The sequence below is a fragment of the Streptomyces sp. 1114.5 genome, from assembly GCF_003635085.1.
Lineage (GTDB): Bacteria > Actinomycetota > Actinomycetes > Streptomycetales > Streptomycetaceae > Kitasatospora.
The window spans coordinates 219021-238457 of the sequence record NZ_RBXE01000001.1 but is presented as its reverse complement, the minus strand read 5'-3'; the positions used below and the strand labels follow the sequence as shown (position 1 = coordinate 238457).

At 72.8% G+C, this 19437-nt stretch carries 15 protein-coding genes; 5 read left to right on the top strand and 10 right to left on the bottom strand.

Annotated features, from left to right (window positions below; translation table 11 throughout):
• Positions 1-60: 60 nt before the first annotated feature.
• The 3 genes from BX285_RS00965 to mce form a co-directional block, all read right to left on the bottom strand.
• Positions 61-990 (bottom strand): cellulose-binding protein, encoded by a 930-nt coding sequence (locus tag BX285_RS00965; RefSeq protein ID WP_030057505.1) that lies wholly within the window; start codon positions 988-990, stop codon positions 61-63.
• A 107-nt stretch (positions 991-1097) separates the two neighbouring features.
• Positions 1098-5768 (bottom strand): hypothetical protein, encoded by a 4671-nt coding sequence (locus BX285_RS00960; RefSeq protein WP_147465093.1) that lies wholly within the window; start codon positions 5766-5768, stop codon positions 1098-1100.
• A gap of 567 nt (positions 5769-6335) precedes the next feature.
• The gene (gene mce / locus BX285_RS00955; protein ID WP_257032412.1) at positions 6336-6818 is read right to left on the bottom strand and encodes a methylmalonyl-CoA epimerase; all 483 of its coding nucleotides are present in this window, start codon (positions 6816-6818) and stop codon (positions 6336-6338) included.
• 242 nt (positions 6819-7060) lie between these two features.
• On the opposite strand from mce, the gene BX285_RS00950 reads away from it, so the two are divergent.
• From BX285_RS00950 to BX285_RS00940, 3 genes are all read left to right on the top strand, one after another.
• Complete coding sequence (locus BX285_RS00950; RefSeq protein WP_121174227.1) at positions 7061-8254, top strand: acetyl-CoA C-acetyltransferase; 1194 nt, start codon at positions 7061-7063, stop codon at positions 8252-8254.
• A gap of 82 nt (positions 8255-8336) precedes the next feature.
• Positions 8337-9293: a methylmalonyl Co-A mutase-associated GTPase MeaB gene (gene meaB / locus BX285_RS00945; RefSeq protein ID WP_097236213.1), complete on the top strand. Its 957-nt coding sequence runs from the start codon at positions 8337-8339 to the stop codon at positions 9291-9293.
• A 234-nt stretch (positions 9294-9527) separates the two neighbouring features.
• Positions 9528-10040, top strand: a complete 513-nt coding sequence (locus tag BX285_RS00940) for an allene oxide cyclase barrel-like domain-containing protein (RefSeq protein WP_257032411.1) — start codon at positions 9528-9530, stop codon at positions 10038-10040.
• An 89-nt stretch (positions 10041-10129) separates the two neighbouring features.
• Here BX285_RS00940 and BX285_RS00935 read toward each other — a convergent pair whose 3' ends face one another.
• From BX285_RS00935 to BX285_RS00915, 5 genes are all read right to left on the bottom strand, one after another.
• A complete protein-coding gene (locus BX285_RS00935; protein WP_097239999.1) occupies positions 10130-10645 on the bottom strand; it encodes a MarR family winged helix-turn-helix transcriptional regulator in 516 nt (171 codons plus the stop codon).
• Positions 10646-10685: 40 nt separating this feature from the next.
• The gene (locus BX285_RS00930; RefSeq protein WP_179853037.1) at positions 10686-11495 is read right to left on the bottom strand and encodes an AIM24 family protein; all 810 of its coding nucleotides are present in this window, start codon (positions 11493-11495) and stop codon (positions 10686-10688) included.
• 206 nt (positions 11496-11701) lie between these two features.
• Complete coding sequence (locus tag BX285_RS00925) at positions 11702-12352, bottom strand: AIM24 family protein (RefSeq protein WP_121174226.1); 651 nt, start codon at positions 12350-12352, stop codon at positions 11702-11704.
• A complete protein-coding gene (locus BX285_RS00920) occupies positions 12352-12990 on the bottom strand; it encodes an AIM24 family protein (protein WP_097236210.1) in 639 nt (212 codons plus the stop codon). The genes BX285_RS00925 and BX285_RS00920 overlap by 1 nt, the downstream gene beginning before the upstream one ends.
• Before the next feature lie 81 nt (positions 12991-13071).
• Positions 13072-13866, bottom strand: coding sequence for a DUF2127 domain-containing protein (locus BX285_RS00915; RefSeq protein ID WP_121177136.1), 795 nt, complete (start codon positions 13864-13866; stop codon positions 13072-13074).
• A gap of 293 nt (positions 13867-14159) precedes the next feature.
• On the opposite strand from BX285_RS00915, the gene BX285_RS00910 reads away from it, so the two are divergent.
• Entirely contained in the window at positions 14160-14477 is a 318-nt protein-coding gene (locus tag BX285_RS00910) for a DUF3817 domain-containing protein (protein ID WP_121174225.1), read from the top strand.
• Positions 14478-14614: 137 nt separating this feature from the next.
• Here the strand turns inward: BX285_RS00910 and BX285_RS00905 are convergent, their stop codons facing one another.
• Both BX285_RS00905 and BX285_RS00900 read right to left on the bottom strand, forming a co-directional pair.
• Positions 14615-16243: a M4 family metallopeptidase gene (locus tag BX285_RS00905; RefSeq protein ID WP_121174224.1), complete on the bottom strand. Its 1629-nt coding sequence runs from the start codon at positions 16241-16243 to the stop codon at positions 14615-14617.
• Positions 16244-16705: 462 nt separating this feature from the next.
• Complete coding sequence (locus BX285_RS00900) at positions 16706-18346, bottom strand: M4 family metallopeptidase (RefSeq protein ID WP_121174223.1); 1641 nt, start codon at positions 18344-18346, stop codon at positions 16706-16708.
• 495 nt (positions 18347-18841) lie between these two features.
• Here BX285_RS00900 and BX285_RS00895 point away from each other — a divergent pair, with 495 nt between their 5' ends.
• Positions 18842-19426 carry a MarR family winged helix-turn-helix transcriptional regulator gene (locus tag BX285_RS00895; protein WP_121174222.1) on the top strand — a complete coding sequence of 195 codons (585 nt, stop codon included), beginning with the start codon at positions 18842-18844 and terminating at the stop codon, positions 19424-19426.
• Positions 19427-19437: the final 11 nt, after the last annotated feature.

Here is a 19437-nt window from a genome sequence, read left to right as displayed (position 1 = left end):
GCGGTACTGCGGTGCTGCGGGGTCACTGCGCACGAGACAGGGGCACGTGCGGCCGGGACGTCAGCGCGACTGCTGGGCGGGCACGCCCATGGTGTCGTCGTTCGGCAGCGAGGCGGCGGCCACGGCCGCGCCGGTCAGCGTCGCCAGCATCTCGCGGACGTTGGTCAGCTGGGCGTTGATGCTGTCGCGGCGGTTGGTGAGCGCCGCCAGCTCGCGCTCGGATTCGCTGCGGATGCGGTCCGCCTTGGCGTTGGCGTCCGCCACGATGTCCTCGGACTGGCGCTGGGCCGTCTCGACGGTCTGGCGGGCACGGCGCTCGGCGTCGGTGCGCAGCTTCTCGGCCTCCAGGCGCAGCTGCTCGGCCCGGTGCTCGATCTCGGCCAGGCGCTTCTCGGCCTTGGCCTGACGGGCGGCCAGGTCCCGCTCGGACTGCTCGCGGCGCTTGGCCAGGTTGGTCTCGAACTCCAGCGCGGCCTGGGCGGCCTTGGTGCGGGTCTCCTCGAAGAGGGCGTCCGCCTCCTCGCGCTTGTTCTGGGCGTCCTTGTTGGCCTCGGCGCGCAGCTGGGCGGCGTCGCTCTTGGCCTTGTCGACGATCCGCAGGCCCTCGTCCTCCGCCTTGGCCTTGCGGTCCTTGGCGTAGTTCTCGGCCTCGGTGCGGACCTGCTGGGCGGCGGCCTCGGCGAGCTCGCGGTGCTGCTCGGCGGCGCGGTGCGCCTCGTCGCGCAGGTCCTTGGCCTCCTCCTCGGCCAGTCGCAGGATCTTCTCGACCCGGGCACCGAGGCCGGCGTACGAGGGCTCCTGCTCGACCACGGCCGCCTGGGCGGTCTGGGTCTCCAGGTGGAGCTCCTCGATGCGCTTCTCCAGCGCGCTGATCCGGGTCAGGGCACTGTCACGGTCGGCCACCAGCTTGGTGATCCGCTCGTCGACCTGGGCACGCTCGTACCCACGGCGCACCAGGTCGAAGCCGTGAGGGGAGTGACTGTCGCTCATGGGGTTCTGGGCTTCCTGTCGTCAAACCGCTGAGGTGGTTGAGGGAATCCTGACACGGTACCGGAGTGTCGACGGCGAAATGCCGTTGTCCCGCGGACAATGTCCGCTCAATCGGGTGGTGAGCTCTTGGAGCGATTGCCACCCGATCGGGGGGAGCCAACTCCGGCACCGGCCTTGGCACCCCCGTCCTTCTTGGTGTTGCTTCCCCCGTTGGCCTGAGTGACCGGTGACGGTGCCTCGAATGCCTCCAGCGCGGACAGCACGTCCTGGACCCTGGAGATCTCGGTGTTGATGTCCTTGCGGCGGCGCACCAGCTCGTCCAGCTCGCGCCGGCCCTCGTCGGTGACCCGCTTCGCCTCCGCCTTCGCCTCGGCGAGCAGCCGCTCCGCCTCCGCCTTCGCCAGCTCGACCTGTTCGTCCGCGGCCCGGTCCGCGTCCAGCAGCCGCTTCTCCGCCTCGGCGGACGCCTTCTCCAGCCGCTCCTCCGCCTCGGCCTCGGAGGACCGCAGCTTCGCCTCGGCCTTCTCGATGAGCGCCTCGGCGCGGTCGGTGGAGTTGGCGAGCTTGGTCTCCGCCTCCTTCAGCAGGCCCTCCGCCTTGCGGACGGCCGAGAGCCGGACCTTGCTGGCCTCCGCGGACGCCTCCGAGGTGAGCTCGTTCGCGCGGTCCTCGGCGGCGGCGACCAGGGCGGCGGCGCGCTCCTCGGCCTCGGCGACGGTGGCCACCGCCTGCTCCTCGGCCTCGGTCAGCTGCTCCTGGGCGGCCGTCACCAGCGCGTCCACCCGCTCGCCGGCCGACTTCATGGCCGCCGCGTTCTCCTTGCGGGCGCGCTCGTGCAGCGCCTCCACCTCGGCGTCGGTGCGCTCGCGCAGCTCCTCGGCGCGCTCGCGGATCGCGGTGGCGTCCCGGCGGGCCTCGGCGAGCAGGGCGTCGGCGTCGGAGCGGCCCTTCTCCACCTCGGCCTGGCCGGCCGCCTCGCCGGCGGCGACCAGCCGGTCGGCCTCCTTGCGGGCGGCGGCGACCATCGCGTCGGCCTGTTCCTCGGCGGCGGCGGTGGTGGCCAGCGCGGTGGTCTGGGCGTCCTCGCCGAGCGCCTCGGCGTCCGCGAAGGCCTTCTCCAGAACGGAGTTGGCCTGCTCGCGGGTGGCCCGGTCGAACTGCTCGGCGGCCTCCCTGATCTCCGCGTCGAAGGCGTCGGCGCGGGCGTGGGTGGCGCTGTCGTACTCGTCGGCCAGGGTGCGGGTGGCGAGCGCGTACTCCTCGGCCTCGGCGCGCAGGCCGGCGGCCAGCTCCTCGGCCTCGGCGACCGTACGGGCGGCCTGGGCCTCGGCGTCGGCCACCGTACGGGCGGCCTGCGCCTCGGCCTCGGCGCGCAGCTGCTCGGCGGCCTCCCGAGCGGTGCGCAGCTCGGTCTCGGCGTCCGCGCGCAGCTGCTCGTCGTAGGCCAGGGCCTCGGTGCGCCGGCGGTCGAGCTCGGCCTCGGCGGCCTCGCGGTCGGCGGCCAGCTCCAGCTCGGTCTGCTCGCGCAGGGCGGCGGTCTCCGCCTCGGTGCGGGCGCGCAGGTCGGCGCTGTAGGCGTCGGCGGCGGCGCGCTGTTCGGCGGTCTCGCGGTCGGCGAGCTCGCGCTGCTCGGTGGTCTCGCGCTCGGCCAGCTCGCGCAGGTCGGTGGCGTAGGCCTCGGCAGCCGCGCGCTGCTCGGCGGTCTCGCGCTCGGCCAGCTCGCGCAGGTCGGCAGCGGCCTGCTCGGCGGCCTCGCGGAGCTCGTCGGCCTGCTGCTCGGCGGCGGCCTTGAGCCCGGCGATCTGCTCGGCGGCGGCCTCGTGCATGCCGGCCACCGACTGGCGGACCTCGGCGGCCTCCTCCTCGGCGACGGCGATCAGCTCGGCACCCTCGGCCTTGGCGGCGGCGATCAGCTCCGCGCGGTCGGCCTGGGCCTGCTCCAGCTCGGCGCCGGCCTCGGCGCGGATGTCGTCGGCGGTGGCGCGGGCCTCGGACAGCTCGCGGCCGGCCTCGGCCCGGACGGTCTCGGCCTGCTCGTTGGCCAGCGCCAGCTCGGCGGCGGCCTTCTCGCGGACGGCCTTGGCGTCCTTGGCGGCCTCGGCCCGGCGCTGCTCGGCGGTGGCCTCGGCGCGCTCCAGCAGCCGGTCGGCGGCCTCGTGCTGCTCGGTGGCGTAGGCGTCGGCGGCCTGGCGGACCTCGGCGGCGTGCCGTTCGGCGGCTTCGCGCTGCTCGGTGGTCTCGCGCTCGGCCAGGGCCCGCAGCTCGGCGGTCTCGGTGGCCGTACGCTCGGTCAGCTCGGCGGCGGCCTGTTCGGCCTCGGTGCGGACGCGGTCCGCGTAGGCCTCGGCGGCTTCGCGCTGCTGGGTGGTCTCGGTGGCGGTGCGTTCGGTGAGCTCGGCGGCGGCCTGTTCGGCCTCGGTGCGGACGCGGTCGGCGTAGGCCTCGGCGTTCTCGCGCTGCTGGGTGGTCTCGCGCTGGGTCAGGGCCCGCAGTTCGGCGGTCTCAACGGCCGTACGCTCGGTCAGCTCGGCGGCGGCCTGCTCGGCCTGCTCGCGGGCGGCCCGGGCGGCGGCCAGCTGCTCGGCGGTCTCCGCGCGCTCCCGGTCCAGCCCGGCGGACGCCTCCTCGCGTTCGCGGCGGCTCTCCTCGCGCAGCGCCTCCGCGATCGCCTCGGCCTCGGCCCGGGTCCGGGCGGCCTCGGTGTCGGCCCCGGTGCGCACCCGCTCGGCGTCCGCCACCGCGGCGTCCCGGACGGCGGTCGCCTCGGCCTGTGCGTCGGCGGTCAGGGCCTCCGCCGCGGCGGTTGCCTCGGCGCGGACCCGCTGGTCGAACTCCGTTGCCTCGCGCCGCAGTTCGGCGGTCTCGCGCTCGGCGGCGGTGCGGTTCTCGGCGGCCGCGGCCTTGGCGGCGGAGAGCGCGTCCTGGCTCTGCTGCTCGGCGGCGGCGGTGATCTTCGCGGCCTCGGTACGGGCCCGGGCCAGGGTCTGCTCGGCCCGGCCCTGGGTCTCGGCAGCCTGCTCCTGGGCCTGCTCGCGCAGCCGCTCGATCTCGCCGGCCGCGCCCGCGCGCAGCTCGTCCGCGTCGGCCTTGGCCTTGGTGAGCAGTTCCTCGGCGTTCTTCGCCGACTCCTCGATCTGCAGCACGGCCTGGCGGCGGGCGTCACTGCGGACCCGGTCGGCCTCGGCGGCGGACTGGGCGCGCAGCTCCTCGGCCTCGGCCCGCAGCCGGGCCGCCTCGTCCTGCATCTGCTCGATCCGCTCGCGGATCGCGGCGGCGTCGTCCAGCGCGGCGTTCTGGGCCTGCTCGACCGCGGCCTGGGCCTGCTCGCGCAGCCGCTGCGCCTCGGCGGCGGCCTCGGCGCGGATCCGCTCGGCCTCGGCGGCGGCCTCGCTGCGGGTGGTCTCGGCGTCCTGGTTGGCCCGGCCGAGCACCTCCTCGGCGGTCTTGGCGGCCTTGGCGAGGTGGACGGTGGCGTCCTTGGCGCCGGCTGCCCGGCCCTGCTCCTCGGCCTCGCCGCGCAGCTGCTGCGCCTCGGCCTCGGCCTGCGCGCGCAGCGCGGCGATGTCCCGCTCGGCCTGGGCGCGAAGTTCGGCGATCGCGGCCTCGGCCTCGGCGCGCAGCTCGGTGGCGACCGACTCGGCGGTGGCCCGCAGCCGCTCGCTCTCCTCGGCGGCGGCGGCCTTGGCGGCGTCCGCCTCGGCCTGCTTGGTGGCCGCCATGGTGCGTACGGCCTCGGCCTCGGCGCGGATCGCGTCGGCCTCCTTGGTGGCCTGGGCCACCATCCGGGCGACCTCGGCCCGGGCGGTCTGGGAACGCTGCTCGTTGGCGGCCTCGCCGTCGGCGACCTTGCGCTCGGCGGCGGCCTCGGCGTCGGCCTGGAGCTGTTCGGCGGCCTGCTCGGCCTGTGCGCGCAGGGCGGCCGCCTCGTGGCGGGTGCGCTCGGCCTCGGCGATCGCCTCGGCGCGCAGCCGCTCTATCTCGGCCTTGGCGGCGGCGAGCTGCTGCTCGGCCCTGGCCTGCTCGGCGGCGGCCTGCTCCTTGAGCCGACTGATCTCGGCGTGCGCGACGGTCAGCTGCTGCTCGGCGGCGACGTGCGCGGCGGCCAGCTCCTGCTGGGCCTGGCCGCGGGCGGCGTCCACGTCCGCGGCGGCCTGGGCACCGGCCTGCTGGGCCTGCTCGGAGGCGGCGCGCAGCAGGCGCTCGGCGTCGTTCTGGGCCCGCTGGAGGGCGGCCTCGGCGGCGGCCTGGGCCTCGCCGCGGGCGGCGTCCACGTCGGCGGCGGTCTGGGCGCGGGCCTGGTCGGCGAGGGCGACGGCCTCGGCGCGGGCGGCGGCGACCATCCGCTCGGCCTCGGCGCGGGCGTCCTGCAGCAGGCGCTGGGCCTCCTGCTCGCTGCCGGCCCGGGTCTGTTCGGCCCAGCCGTTGACGTGCTGTTCGGCGGTGCGGCGCAGCTCGGCGAGCTCGTCCTCCAGCTGGCGGCGGCGGGCGCTGAGCTCGGCCTCCAGACGGGCGGTGCGCTCGGCGGCCTCGGCCATGATCCGCTGGGTGGCGGCCTGGGAGTCGCGCAGCTGGCGCTCGGCGTCGGCGCGCAGCTGCTGGGCCTGCATCTCGGCGGTGCGGAGCATCTGCTCGGCCTGGCCGGAGACGGCGTCGAAGGCGCGCGGCTGGGCGAGCATCCGGCGGGACTCGTGCAGCTTCGCCCGCAGCACCTCCACCTGGTAGGCGAGGTCCTCGGCATGCTCGACTGCCTTGTCCCGCTCCTTCCGAGTCCGACCCATCTCGGCCTCGAACTGGGAGAGGTGATCGTCAGCCTCGTAGCGGTCGTTGCCCCGCACTCCGCGGTCCCATCCATCTCCTGGTCGCGTCCTCGACCCGGCCGGTCCCGGGCTCCCGATCTTCCGGGGGCCGGTCCGACTGGTCCTTGCATCCGCGGCTGCCGGACGGCCCCTGCCAAGCCGGGGCCACCCGTCGCGGTCGTCGGAGTCCGGGGCGCGGAAGCGCGGGGGTACCGCGTTCCCCCGTCCGGGTGGACTCCTGGGCGAACTCTTGCCTTGTGGAGAATGGTGACAGATCCGTCTAGCGACTGTTCAGCCGTGCCCGCGTAATGGACTCCCCTTGCGACGGGCCGACCGCCGGCGGGCGGACAGGCCAGTCTTCGGCCGTGCCCGTCGCCTCCGTCCCCCGGAGTCTTCGCGCACTTGGGCATTGTAGTGGGAGCGCACTGCGGGGGAATGGCCGCAGGGGGGTTTTCCGGCTGTCCCGGCCAGGTTACTGACGGGTCATGACCGACGGGCCGTCGGGCGCCGCCGGGGCGGGCGGCACCCGGGGGGCCGGTTCGGGGACGATCAGTGCTCCTCGCCGGTGCTCTGCGCGGAGTCGTCGGTGCCGTGCCCGGCGTCGTGGGCGTTCTGCGCGGAGGTGACCAGCTCGGTCAGCACGCCGCCGCAGTCCTTCGGGTGCAGGAAGGTGATCCGCGAACCCATCGAGCCGATCCGCGGCTCGTCGTAGAGGACCCGGATGCCCTTGCCGCGGATGGCCTCGGCGTCGCCGTCCACGTCCGCGGTGCCGAAGGCGATGTGGTGCACGCCCTCGCCGTTCTTCTCCAGCCACTTGGCGACGGTGGAGTCCGGCCGGGTCGGCTCCAGCAGCTGGAGGTACGAGGCGCCGCCGTCGTCCGTCCCGTTGATCCTGAGCATGGCCTCGCGGATGCCCTGCTCCTCGTTGACCTCGGAGTGGAAGACCTCGAAGCCGTAGGTGGCGCGGTAGAACTCGACCGTCTTGTCGAGGTCTCGACAGGCGATGCCGATGTGGTCGATACGGGTCAGCACGGCGACCTCCGGGAGTCGGGAGCAGGTGGCACCCAGTGCAGCGCATGGCCCGCGGCCCACGCCAGTGCCGGACGTGCGAGCCTGCTCACACGGACGGGGTTCACCCGGACCGCGTCGGCGCGGTGTTGACTGGATGGTGCCAGTGCGCTCGATCACACCGTCGCTCCGGTGACGGGCGGGTAACAGGTCAGTACATTGAGCGGCATCCTCACCTGGCCACGACGTGCGAAGGGGCCCGTCCCATGACCAACACCACCTCTGTGATCGTCGCCGGTGCGCGGACCCCGATGGGTCGCCTGCTCGGTTCCCTCAAGGGCTTCTCCGGTGCGGAGCTCGGCGGCGTCGCCATCAAGGCCGCCCTGGAGCGGGCCGGAATCACCGGGGAGCAGGTCCAGTACGTGATCATGGGCCAGGTGCTGCAGGCCGGCGCCGGCCAGATCCCGGCCCGCCAGGCGGCCGTCAAGGCCGGCATCCCGATGAACGTGCCGGCGCTGACCGTCAACAAGGTCTGCCTCTCCGGCCTCGACGCCATCGCGCTCGCCGACCAGCTGATCCGCGCCGGCGAGTTCGACATCGTGGTGGCCGGCGGCCAGGAGTCGATGACCAACGCCCCGCACCTGCTGCCCAAGTCCCGCGAGGGCTTCAAGTACGGCGCGGTCGGGATGCTGGACGCGATGGCGTACGACGGCCTCACCGACGCCTACGAGAACATCCCGATGGGCGAGTCCACGGACAAGCACAACATCCGCCTGGGCATCCCGCGCGAGGCGCAGGACGAGATCGCCGCCATCTCCCACCAGCGGGCCGCCAAGGCGCAGGCCGACGGCGTCTTCGAGGCCGAGATCGTCCCGGTCGCCATCCCGCAGCGCAAGGGCGAGCCGGTCCTGTTCAGCCAGGACGAGGGCATCCGCGCGGACACCACCGTCGAGGGCCTGGCCAAGCTGCGCCCGGCCTTCACCAAGGACGGCACGATCACCGCCGGCACCTCCTCGCAGATCTCCGACGGCGCCGCCGCCGTGGTCGTGATGAGCAAGGCCAAGGCCGAGGAGCTGGGCCTGACCTGGATCGCCGAGATCGGCGCGCACGGCAACGTGGCCGGCCCGGACAACTCGCTGCAGTCGCAGCCGTCCAACGCGATCAAGCACGCGCTGGGCAAGGAGGGCCTGGAGGTCGCCGATCTCGACCTGATCGAGATCAACGAGGCCTTCGCCGCGGTCGCCTACCAGTCGATCAAGGACCTGGGCGTCTCCTCGGACATCGTCAACGTCAACGGCGGCGCGATCGCGCTCGGCCACCCGATCGGCATGTCCGGCGCCCGCCTGGTGCTGAGCCTGGCGCTGGAGCTGCAGCGCCGCGGCGGCGGCGTCGGCGCGGCCGCGCTGTGCGGCGGCGGCGGTCAGGGCGACGCGCTCATCGTGCGCGTCCCGAAGGCCTGATCGCTGACCTGACCCTCCGGGCTGCGGACCGCTTCCAGGGCGGTCCGCAGCCCTTCGGCGTACGCATTGCGAGGAGTTTCCGATGATCGATGTCGCCACGCTGGTCGAGCAGGCCAGGGAGGGCCGGCCGCGGGCCGTCGCCCGGCTGATCACGCTGGTCGAGAACGCCGCTCCGCAGCTGCGGGAGGCGATGGCCGCGCTCGCGCCGTACACCGGCCAGGCCTACACGGTCGGTCTGACCGGCTCGCCCGGGGTCGGCAAGTCCACCTCCACCTCGGCGCTGGTCTCCGCCTACCGGCGGCTCGGCAAGCGGGTCGGCGTCCTGGCCGTCGACCCGTCCTCGCCGTTCTCCGGCGGCGCCCTGCTGGGCGACCGGGTCCGGATGCAGGACCACGCGACCGACCCCGAGGTGTTCATCCGCTCGATGGCCACCCGCGGCCACCTCGGCGGGCTCTCCTGGGCCGCGCCGCAGGCCCTGCGGGTGCTGGACGCGGCCGGCTGCGAGGTGATCCTGGTCGAGACCGTCGGCGTCGGGCAGTCCGAGGTCGAGGTCGCCGCCCAGGCGGACACCACCGTGGTGCTGCTGGCCCCCGGGATGGGCGACGGGATCCAGGCCGCCAAGGCCGGGATCCTGGAGATCGGCGACGTCTTCGTGGTCAACAAGGCCGACCGGGACGGCGCCGACGCCACCGCGCGGGAGCTCAACCACATGCTGGGCCTGGGCGAGGCCCGCGAGGCGGGGGACTGGCGCCCGCCGATCGTGAAGACCGTCGCGGCCCGCGGCGAGGGCGTGGACGAGGTGGTCGAGGCGCTGGAGAAGCACCGCGCCTGGCTGGAGGAGCACGGCGAACTCGCGGCGCGGCGCCGCCGCCGGGCCGCCGAGGAGATCGAGGCGATCGCCCTGGCCGAGCTGCGCGCCCGGATCGGCGACCTGCGCGGCGACCGGCACCTGGCCGCCCTCGCCGAGCGCGTGGCCGCCGGCGAGCTCGACCCGTACGGCGCGGCCGACGAACTGGTCGCCGGTCTCACCGCCGGCTGAGCGGCCGGACAGGCCCTGGCCCGGAGCTTGCGCAGGAAGTCGGACCGGCCGACTTCCTGCGCCAGGCCTGGGCACCCGCCCGGATGGCCCGGGCGGGTGAGCCGGTGCCCGTCCCGGTTGCTCCGACCGGTCGGACCTTCCGGTGGGTCGTGCCGGGACGATCCGGCGGCGGCAGAACCGAGGTTATGAATGCTCACCGGACCACCCGTGAGCATCAACCTCAGGAGTCACCCGATGCGCCCCACCAGAACAGCCCGTCTCGGCACGGCCACAGCGCTGGTCACCCTCCTCGTCTGCACCCCCGTCGCGGCCGCCGCGGCGGACACCGTCGATTCCGCCCAGGCCAGGGGCAGGGACCGGGTCATCACCCTCATCGGCCGGCTCGCGCAGCAGTCGCACTTCCCGGTCAACCCCGGCGGCGCCCCGGCTCAGGGCGATCGGACCGTCTTCCGCTCGATCCTCTTCGACAAGGACGGCATCAACCAGGTCGGCGAGACCGACGGCACCTGCACCACCACCACCGCCGACAACGGCGGAGCGGAGGAGTGCGAGGTGACCTACACCCTCGCGAGCGGCCAGATCACCGTGCAGGGGATGGTCTTCGGCAACCTCAACCCGGGCCCGCCGCCGTCCTTCGACAACGCGATCACCGGCGGCACCGGAGAGTACGACCGGGCCCGTGGCGAGGTCCACGCCGACACGATCGGTCCGGGCACGAGGCGCTTCACGATCGACCTCGACCGCTGACCGGTCCTGCACACCGCTTCCGGCGGCCCCACCCTCTCGGCGGGGCCGCCGTCGTTCTCAGGTGCTCCCCGATGAAAGCGCCGTGGCGGCTACGGCTTGCCGCGGAGGCCGCGGAGGTGGTCGGCAATGGGGGAGAGGGCCTCGAACATGGCGTCCAGCTGCTCCGGGGTGAAGCGGTCGATGAAGTGCGCCCGGACGCTGCGCACGTGGTCCGGGGCGACCCGCTGCATGGTCTCCCAGCCCTGTTCGGTGAGGTGGGCGTAGAGGCCGCGGCGGTCGCCGGGGCACTCCTGGCGCAGCACCAGGCCGGCGTTCTCCATCCGGGTGATCTGGTGCGAGAGCCGGCTCTTCGACTGCAGGGTGGCGGTGGCCAGGTCGGTCATCCGCATCCGGTGGTCGGGGGCTTCGGAGAGGACGACCAGGATCTCGTAGTCGTTGATCGCCAGGTTGTGGGGCTGGAGTTCGCGGCTGAGCTGGTACTCCAACAGCTTGGCCACCTCCAGATGGGCGCGCCACATCCGCTGCTCCCTGGCGGTCAGCCAGGGAGTCTCCTCCCCGGGCTGCGGCGGAGGGTTGTCCGCAGTGTCGATCGTGTGCGTATCCATGGGGTCCAGCATAGCCGATTTAGTTCAATCTTGTACAAGTTTACAGACCGAAACGTCGGCCGAGATCGCCCAGGTTACCCAGGCCCGGAACGTTGGGGTTGCCGCCGCCGTGCCCGGCCGTACCCGGCTGGGGCGGCACCCCGCCGACCGGGATACCCGCCTCGGCGCCGACCACGCCCACCGACCGCTCGGCCATCAGCTTCTCGCTGGACTGCAGCAGCACCTGGCCCGCGCCGATGAACTCGAACTGGTGCTCCTCGCCGGAGGCGCCGCCGATGCCGGTCAGCCGCCGGATGCCGCCGATCAGCCCGTGCATGTAGTCGTGGTCGTAGTGGTGGCACGGCGCCGGGCAGTCCGCCCAGCCCACCAGCGCCTGTGGGTCCACCCGGATCGGCGGCTCGACGAAGTGCACCGGCCCGTTGGAGGCGGCGACGAAGCGGCCGGTGCCGATCAGGGTCAGGAAGCCCGGGATGATCGACTGCTTGAGCCGCAGCGTCGGGTCGAAGGCGAGCAGGTTGCCGGAGCGGACGGTCAGGTTGCCGTCCTCCAGGTCGTAGGAGTTGAGGTCGAAGGCCCGGTCGGCCAGCAGCAGCTTGCCGCGCCCCTCGGCGACCACCCAGTCCGCCGCGTGCATCGGCGAGTTGAAGTGCTGCCCGAGCATCCGGTCGATCGCGCCGGCGCCGACGCCCCTGAAGGTGATGTCGCCGTAGTAGGCGACCATCTTGCCCTTCTGCAGGAAGTAGGACCCGTTCAGCTCAACCGAGAAGGCGTACGGGTTGACGTTGTCGTTGACCGGCAGGCTGTGCACGTCGTGCACCACCGGGCCGGCGCCGCCCTGCGCGGTCGGCAGCGGGGCGATCGGGCCGCCGAACTGCTCCTGGGCGTACGGCTGTTGGGGAGGCTGCTGGGCGTACGACGGTTGGCCGTACGGCTGCTGGGGCGGCTGCTGCGGGTACGCCGGCGGGGGCGGCGGGTACCCGCCCTGCGGGACGGCGAAGCCGGGCTGGGTCGGCTGGTCGTGCGGCGAGCCGTACGGGGGCTGCGGCGGGTAGGACATCAGAGCTTCTCCTCACTCGCCTGGACGTACACCGCGCCCTGACCGGACAGTTCCAGCTGGAACGCCTCGCCCGAGCCGCGGCCGATCATGTCGCGCCAACCGACCGCGGTGGACAGCTTGTTGCGGACGTCGCCGCGGTGCGCCACGTACGCCTGCGGGTCGACGTGCACCTCCTGGCCGGGGACGATCGGCAGCTCGAAGACGCCGCCGTGGGCCATCACGGCGACCGAGCCGTGGCCCTCCAGCTTGGTGGTGAACAGGCCCTGGCCGGTGACCTGGCCGCGGACCATGCCCATCACCCCGCCCTGCGAGCCCATGAACATGGTGGACTGCCGCAGCGTGCCCTCGAAGGCGAGCAGCCGGTCCGCCTCGACGTACAGGGTGTCGCCGAGCAGGTCGATCACGTGGATGTGGTGGCCGCCGTGGCCGAACATGACCCGGCCCTGGCCCTCGACGGTCATCAGCGGGGTGTCCTCGTTGGCGACCCGCCGGCCGATCATCGACATCACGCCGCCCTGCCCGCCGGTGATGTTCGGCGTGAAGCGGACGTCGCCGCTGTAGGCGAGCATCGCGCCGCGCTGGCTGAACAGCCGCTGCCCGGGCACCACCTGGGCCTCGACCATCTTGCCGTTGATCTTCGTGAAGCCCATCAGACGTCACCTCCGATGGTGACCTTCTCGGAGGGCTGCACGTACACCAGGCCCTCGCCGGTGAACTCGACCTGGACGGCCTCGCCGCCGCCCTCGCCGATCACGGTGGTCCAGCCGGCGCCGGACTTCAGGCTGCGGTGCAGGTTGCCGGTGTGCGCCACGTAGGCCCCCGGGTCCACGCGCAGCGGCATGCTCTTGTCGACCCGCAGGATGACGGCGGGCCCGTTGGAGGTGACGGCGGCCCAGCCGTGGCCCTCCACCTTGGTGGTGAAGAGGCCGTTGCCGGAGGACATGCCGTTCAGGCCGGTGAAGCTGGTGCCGGTGTGCAGGCCCGCCTCGGTGCAGAGCAGGTTGTCCGCCTCGACGTACAGCGTCTCGCCGTTGAGTCTGACCAGGTTGATCTCGGTAGCCTTGTCGGCGAAGTAGCAGGTGCCCTGGCCCTTCACCTCCATGACGGTCATCTTCTCGCCGGTCAGCCGGCGGGCGACCATGCCGCGCAGGCCGTCCCCGCCGCCGGTCAGCTTCTTGAAGGTCATCTGCCCGGTGTAGGCGACCATGGAGCCGTGTCGGGCCTTGACGGCGTCGCCGGTCAAGTCGACGGCGAGCACCCGCGATCCCTGGAGTCTGAACTGAGCCACGGCCGCAATCTAGCTGTTGCGGCCGTGGCCCGGGGAGGGTGCGGGGCCGAACTGGTACGGGGTCGGGACAAAACGCGCCGGTCAGGCGCGGGCGTGCGCTCCGTGCTCGGGGCGCGGAACCGTGCCGGCCGCCTGCTCGACCTCCAGCAGGGACGCCGAGTGGCGCTCCGCCTCGAAGGCCACCACGCCGCCGCGGAGCCCGAACAGGCGCTTGGAGAGCAGGATCCAGAGGACGGCCGCGATGTTCAGCAGCAGGGTGCAGATCTTCACCGCGCTGACGTGCTCGCTCAGCTCGTAGCCCTCCAGCGGCAGGAAGGCCGCGGTGGCGACCACCGTCAGGTACTCCGCCCAGCGCTTGCCCAGCCAGAGGCCGACCGCCTCGACGATCTCGATCAGCGCGTAGGCGATCAGCGCGCCGGCGACGATCAGCAGGGTGCTCTTCTTGTAGTCGAAGGTCTTGCGGATGGTGTCGACGATCGGGGAGTGCTCCAGGTCCCAGTGGAAGTGGTCGGTGACCGGCTTGAAGACGGTCAGGTTGTCGTCGAAGATCCGGTGCACGGCGTCCTGGCTGTTGGAGAACTTCCAGACGGCCCACGCCACGACGAGGATCAGCAGCCCGCGCAGCACCCGCTCGACGGCCAGGAACCGCAGGATGAACAGGTCGCGCAGCGCCTTGCCGCGCGGCACCAGCGGGGCGTCCGCGGCGGGCCCGGAGCCGTGCGGGGCGCCCAGCGCGAAGTCGCCGCAGCGCAGGCAGCGCCAGGCCTCGCCGACGGCGGTGGCGGTGTGCAGCCGGGCGGCGAGCTCGGGCTCGGTCGGCGCGTAGGTGGTGTGGCCGCGCTTGGCGCAGGTCCTTCGGTCCCAGTCCCGCTTCAACATGTGGCTACCCCCGTGTGCGGTGCGTCGGCGCCCGGATCGGTGGGCGCGCGGGCAGCAGGATAGGGGTTCCCGGTGACGGGCGGTCGCGCTCGGTCGCGTTCTGGCGCACAGCTGTGACAAGCCGGGCGGGGTGCCGTACGGCGTGGGCCCGGGCGGGCGCTGTGAGATCGGGCACGGTGCCCACCCCCGGCCGGGGGCTCGGACATGTGCTCGGTGATAATGGCCCGAAGGCTTGTGAGTCGCTTCACAAGCGCGCCCGCGCCTCCGACCCCCGTATTGAGGTACCCCACGTGAACAGCAGCGCCGTCCACCGTCTGCGCCTGGTCTCCGGCCCCGAAGGGGTCTCCTTCATCCTGCTGCTGATCTGCTCGGTGCTGAAGCGGACGACCTCCTTCGACGCCGTCCCGGTGATGGGCATGGTCCACGGGATCCTGTTCATCCTGTACGTGATCTTCTGGATCCTGGCCTGGCAGACGCAGAAGTGGGACGCCAAGCGCGGCGTCCTGCTGTTCGTCCTCTCGGTGCTGCCCACCGGCGGCTTCTTCGCCGAGCGGATGCTGGCCCGCGAGGAGCGCGGCGAGCTCAAGGCCGCCCCCGCCACCGCCTGAATCCCGCTTCGCGGACGGTCGACAGGCTGCCGCGGCCTCCTCTCCCAAAGGGCCGCGGCAGCCTGTCGCCGTTTCTTACCGGGGGTGGCTCCTGGCGGGGGTGCTCCTACCGGGGTGCTCCTGCCCGGGCTCCTCGGCTAGTTGACGTTCACCGCGCTCCAGGCCGCCGCCACCGTCTTGTACTCGGTGCTGGTGGAGCCGTACAGGTCGGTGGCGGCCTTCAGGGTCGCCGTGCGGGCGGCCTTGTAGTTGGTGGTGGAGGTCATGTAGACGGTCAGCGCGCGGTACCAGATCGCCGCGGCCTTGGTGCGGCCGATGCCGGTCACCGTCGAGCCGTTGGAGGTCGGGCTGTTGTAGCTGACCCCGTTGATGACCTTGGCGCCGCTGCCCTCGGAGAGCAGGTAGAAGAAGTGGTTGGCGACGCCGGAGGAGTAGTGGACGTCCTTGTTGCCGACCGTGGAAGACCAGTAGTCGGCCGAGGCGCCGTCCTTGGAGGGCTTGTCCATGTAGCGCAGCGGGGTGCCGTTGCCGTTGATGTTGAGCTTCTCGCCGATCAGGTAGTCCGGCGGGTCGGCGGGCAGGTTGGCCGACCACTCGACCATGGTGCCGAAGATGTCCGAGGTGGCCTCGTTGAGGCCGCCGGACTCGCCCGAGTAGATCAGGCCGGCGGTGGCGGAGGTGACGCCGTGGCTCATCTCGTGGCCGGAGACGTCGATGGCGGTCAGCGGGTGGGTGTTGCCGGAGCCGTCGCCGTACGTCATGCAGAAGCAGGAGTCGTCCCAGAAGGCGTTCACGTAGCCGGTGCTGTAGTGGACGCGGCTGGCGGCGCCGACGCCGTTGTTCTTGATGCCGCTGCGGCCGAAGGTGTTCTTGTAGAAGTCCCAGGTGGCGGCGGCGCCGAACTGGGCGTCCACGGCGGCGGACTCGCGGTTGGACGCCAGGCCGTTGCCCCAGGAGTTGGTGGTGTTGCTGAACAGCGTGCCGCTGCCCGAGGTGCCGCCCTTGAGGTCGGTGGTGGACTGGTTGCCGCGGGAGGCGTCCTTGAGCTGGTAGCTGGAACCGCTCTGGGTGGTGGTCAGGGTGACGGTGCCGACGTTGACGCCCTTGCCGGTGCCGGTGGCGGTCTGCACGTGCTCCTGGCTGGCGAGCACCTGGCCGGTGGAGGCGTCGGTGACGACCTCCTGGCGGCTCGGGGTGCCGTCCGCCCGCTCGCCGGTGACCACCGTGCGGTGGGCCAGCCGCGGGGCGCCGTCGGCGGCCCAGACGACCAGCTCGGCGGCGTCGGCGCCGTCGACCCGGCTGAGCGCCGCCTCGTCCTCGTCGGCGGCGAGGCCGACGGTGGCCCGCACCGCGGCGGTGGCCCGCTCGGCGGCCTGGGGCGCGGCGAGGCCCGGGGTCAGGCTGGGCACGGACAGCCGGCCGGCGAAGGCGCGGTCGACCGAGGCCACCGAGCCGTCGGCCTTCTGGTGGACGACCAGGTCGCCGCCGATCACCGGCAGGCCGGCGTAGGTCCGCTCGTACCGGAGGTGGCGGGTGCCGTCCCGGTCCACCACGACGTCCTTGGGCACCAGCTTCTCCTGGCCGCCCAGGGCCAGGGCCTGTGCGACCGGGGCGCTCTGCCCGGCGGCCAGCGCGAGCAGCGCGGACTGCTGCTGCTCCGGCGCGGGGGCGGCGGCCTGGGCGGCGGGGACGGCGGCGATCTGGATGACGCCGGCGAGCAGGGCGGTGGCGGAGAGTACGGCTCCGACAGTCAGCTTTCGCTTCACGTACGGGGGTTCCTTCCACGAGACCCGCGGGTGCGTGCGGGTGCGCCGCGTACCGGGGCGCCGGGTTTGACGCCGTGGGGCGGTAGGGCGCGGACGTGCTGCTCCCGTGCGGTGCCTGACGCTCCGCCGGATGGGTGGGGGCGGCGGAGGTCGGACGGGGCTTTGGTCAGAAGCATGACAATCGTTGGCAGGAATGGACAGACCGCCTCCCGGGATTGGCAAGGAATCGCCAAGTCGCGGTAAGGACGGTTCGATTGCTGCTCATTGCCCGGTATTTCCGGTTCGTCCCTCCTGGCGGGACTCCGCCAGCCGGGCGGCCTTGACAGCCCCGGCGCGGCCGGACGCCCGGGGCCCGTCCTGCGACAGGGCCCCGGGCGTCCGGATCCGCTTGCGCCGTACGGTAGTTGGTCCCGTACGTCACGCGTGGGTGGGTCGGCTGCGTTGTGCGCCGTGCGTCGTACGTCAGTTGACGTTGACGGCGGCCCAGGTCGCGGCGACCGCGTTGTACTCGGCGCTGCCGGCGCCGTACAGGTCGGTGGCGGCCTTCAGGGTGCCGGTACGGGCGGCGGCGTAGTTGGTGGTGGAGGTGAAGTAGGTGGTCAGCGCCTTGTACCAGATCTGCGCGGCCTTGTCCCGGCCGATGCCGGCGAGGGTCGAGCCGTTGTAGGTCGGGCTGTTGTAGTTGACGCCGTTGATGGTCTTGGCGCCGCTGCCCTCGGCGAGCAGGTAGAAGAAGTGGTTCGCCACGCCGGAGGAGTAGTGCACGTCCAGGCTGCCGACCGAGGAGGACCAGTAGTCGGCCGAGCGGCCGTCCTTGGAGGGCTGGTCCATGTAGCGCAGCGGGGTGCCGTTGCCGTTCAGGTCGATCTGCTCGCCGATGAGGTAGTCCGGCTTGTCGGTGGCCAGGTTGGCGTACCACTCGACCATGGTGCCGAAGATGTCCGAGGTGCCCTCGTTCAGGCCGCCGGACTCACCCGAGTAGTTCAGGTTGGCGGTGGCGGCGGTGACGCCGTGGGTCATCTCGTGGCCGGCCACGTCGATCTCGGTCAGCGGGTGGGTGTTGCCGGCGCCGTCGCCGTACGACATGCAGAAGCAGGTGTCGGACCAGAACGCGTTCACGTAGTTCTTGCCGTAGTGGACCCGGCTGGCGGCGCCGACGCCGTCGTTGCGGATGCCGCTGCGGCCGAAGGTGTTCTTGTAGAAGTCCCAGGTGGCGGCGGCGCCGAACTGGGCGTCCACGGCGGCCGACTGGCCGTTGGAGGCGGTGCCGTCGCCCCAGGCGTTGTCCGCGTCGGTGTACAGCGTGCCCGAGCCGGAGGTGCGGCCCTTGAGGTCGCTGGTGGACTGGCCGCCGCGGGAGGCGTCCTTGAGCGAGAAGCCGCTGCTGACCTGGGTGGTGGTCAGCGGGACGGTGCCGACGAAGACGCCCTTGCCGGTGCCGGAGGCGGTCCGCACCTGCTCGTGGGTGGAGAGCACCTGGCCGCTCGCGGCATCGGTGACCAGCAGCTGGCTGCTCGGGGTGCCGTCGGCGCGCAGGCCCTCGACGGTGGTCTGGTACGCCAGGCGCGGGGCGCCGTCGGTGGCCCAGACGACCAGCTTGGCGGCACCGGTCTGGTGGACCTCGGTCAGCGGCGACTCGTCCTCGTCGGCGGCGATGCCGATGGTGGACTGCACGGCGCCGGTCGCCTGGGCGGCGGCCTTGTCGGCGGGGATCTGCGGGGTGAGGCTCGGAAGTGCGAGCTGCGCGCCGGTGGCCTTGTCCACGGATATCACCGAGCCGTCGGCCTTCTGGTGCACCACCAGGTCGCCGCCCAGGACCGGGAGCCCGGCGAAGGTGCGCTCGTAGCGCAGGTGGCGGGTGCCGTCGGCGTCCACCAGGGCGTCCTTGGCCACCAGCTGCTCCTGGCCGCCGAGGGCCAGGGCGTGCGCGACCTTGCCGGCCTGGCCGTTCGCCAGCGCGATCAGGTCGGCGCGCTGCTGCGCGGCCTGGGCGGCCGGGGAGACCGGGGAGGGGGCGGCCTGGGCAGCGGTGCTCACCTGGACGACACCGGTGAGCAGGGCGGTGGCGGAGAGTACGGCGACTGCGGCGAGCTTTCGCTTCACGGACGAGTCCTTCCGGGAAACCGCGTGTGGGCGCGGTCGCACCTCGTCCCGGGGGCCGGGGTCGGCTCCTTTGGGGCGGGACGGGCGCTGACGTGCAGGACCCCGAGCGGTCGAGCGGCTGGCCACCGGGGGTGGGGGTGGTGGCTACCGGACGGGGTTGGCGGAAAGCATGACAATCGAGCAAAACAAATGACAGGTCTTGCTCATGAATTGGCCAAGTCCCGCCAGGGAGAAGGAATGTGAACGGGACGACAAACCGGACGAATCGCCCCGCCTTGCAGCGGGTTGCCATCCGAACCGAGGCCTGCCGAAGCGGCATTGGCGCGATCGACGGCCAACCCCGTTGCGCCGCATGCACGTTGCGGAGCGTTCATGCCCGTGCAATGTCCTGGTATGGACCTGGCCGTCCGATTGGCGGGATCTCGCCACCCGTCCCGCTTGTCCACCATCAGGACAGCTGGTATCACCCGTTCGGTCCGCCGGTACGGTTGGGAGGTGGCCAAGCCCCTCGCTCTCGACTTCGACCCGATCGCCCGCGCCGACGAGCTGTGGACCCGCCGATGGGGCGGAGTCCCCTCGATGGCGGCGATCACCTCGATCATGCGCGCCCACCAGATCCTGCTCTCCCGGGTGGACGCGGTGCTCAAGCCGTACGGGCTGACCTTCGCCCGCTACGAGGCACTGGTGCTGCTCACCTTCAGCCGGACCGGGGAGCTCTCGCTCTCCAAGATCGGCGAGCGGCTCATGGTCCACCCGACCAGCGTGACCAACACCGTCGACCGCCTGGAGCGGGCCGGCCTGGTCGCCCGCCGCCCCAACCCGCTGGACGGCCGCGGCGTGCTGGCCACGATCACCGGGCGCGGCCGCGAGGTGGTCGAGGAGGCCACCCGGGAGCTGATGGCGATGGAGTTCGGGCTGGAGGAGTACGGGCCCGAGCAGTGCCGTCAGGTGTTCGAGCTGCTCAGGCCGCTGCGGGTCGCGGCCGGCGACTTCGACGAGTCGGGCGAGGAGGCGGCGGCGCGAGCTGCGGCCGGGGCTGTGGCCGGGACCGCGGAGGGGGCTGCGGAGGGGACGCTGTGAGGGCGGCTACC

Coding starts and splice junctions, on each gene's coding strand:
- BX285_RS00940 (WP_257032411.1), top strand. CDS start 9,528: ATGCGCCCCACCAGAACAGCCCGTCTCGGCACGGCCACAGCGCTGGTC.
- BX285_RS00925 (WP_121174226.1), bottom strand. CDS start 12,352: ATGGGCTTCACGAAGATCAACGGCAAGATGGTCGAGGCCCAGGTGGTG.
- meaB (WP_097236213.1), top strand. CDS start 8,337: ATGATCGATGTCGCCACGCTGGTCGAGCAGGCCAGGGAGGGCCGGCCG.
- BX285_RS00950 (WP_121174227.1), top strand. CDS start 7,061: ATGACCAACACCACCTCTGTGATCGTCGCCGGTGCGCGGACCCCGATG.
- BX285_RS00960 (WP_147465093.1), bottom strand. CDS start 5,768: ATGGGTCGGACTCGGAAGGAGCGGGACAAGGCAGTCGAGCATGCCGAG.
- BX285_RS00935 (WP_097239999.1), bottom strand. CDS start 10,645: ATGGATACGCACACGATCGACACTGCGGACAACCCTCCGCCGCAGCCC.
- BX285_RS00965 (WP_030057505.1), bottom strand. CDS start 990: ATGAGCGACAGTCACTCCCCTCACGGCTTCGACCTGGTGCGCCGTGGG.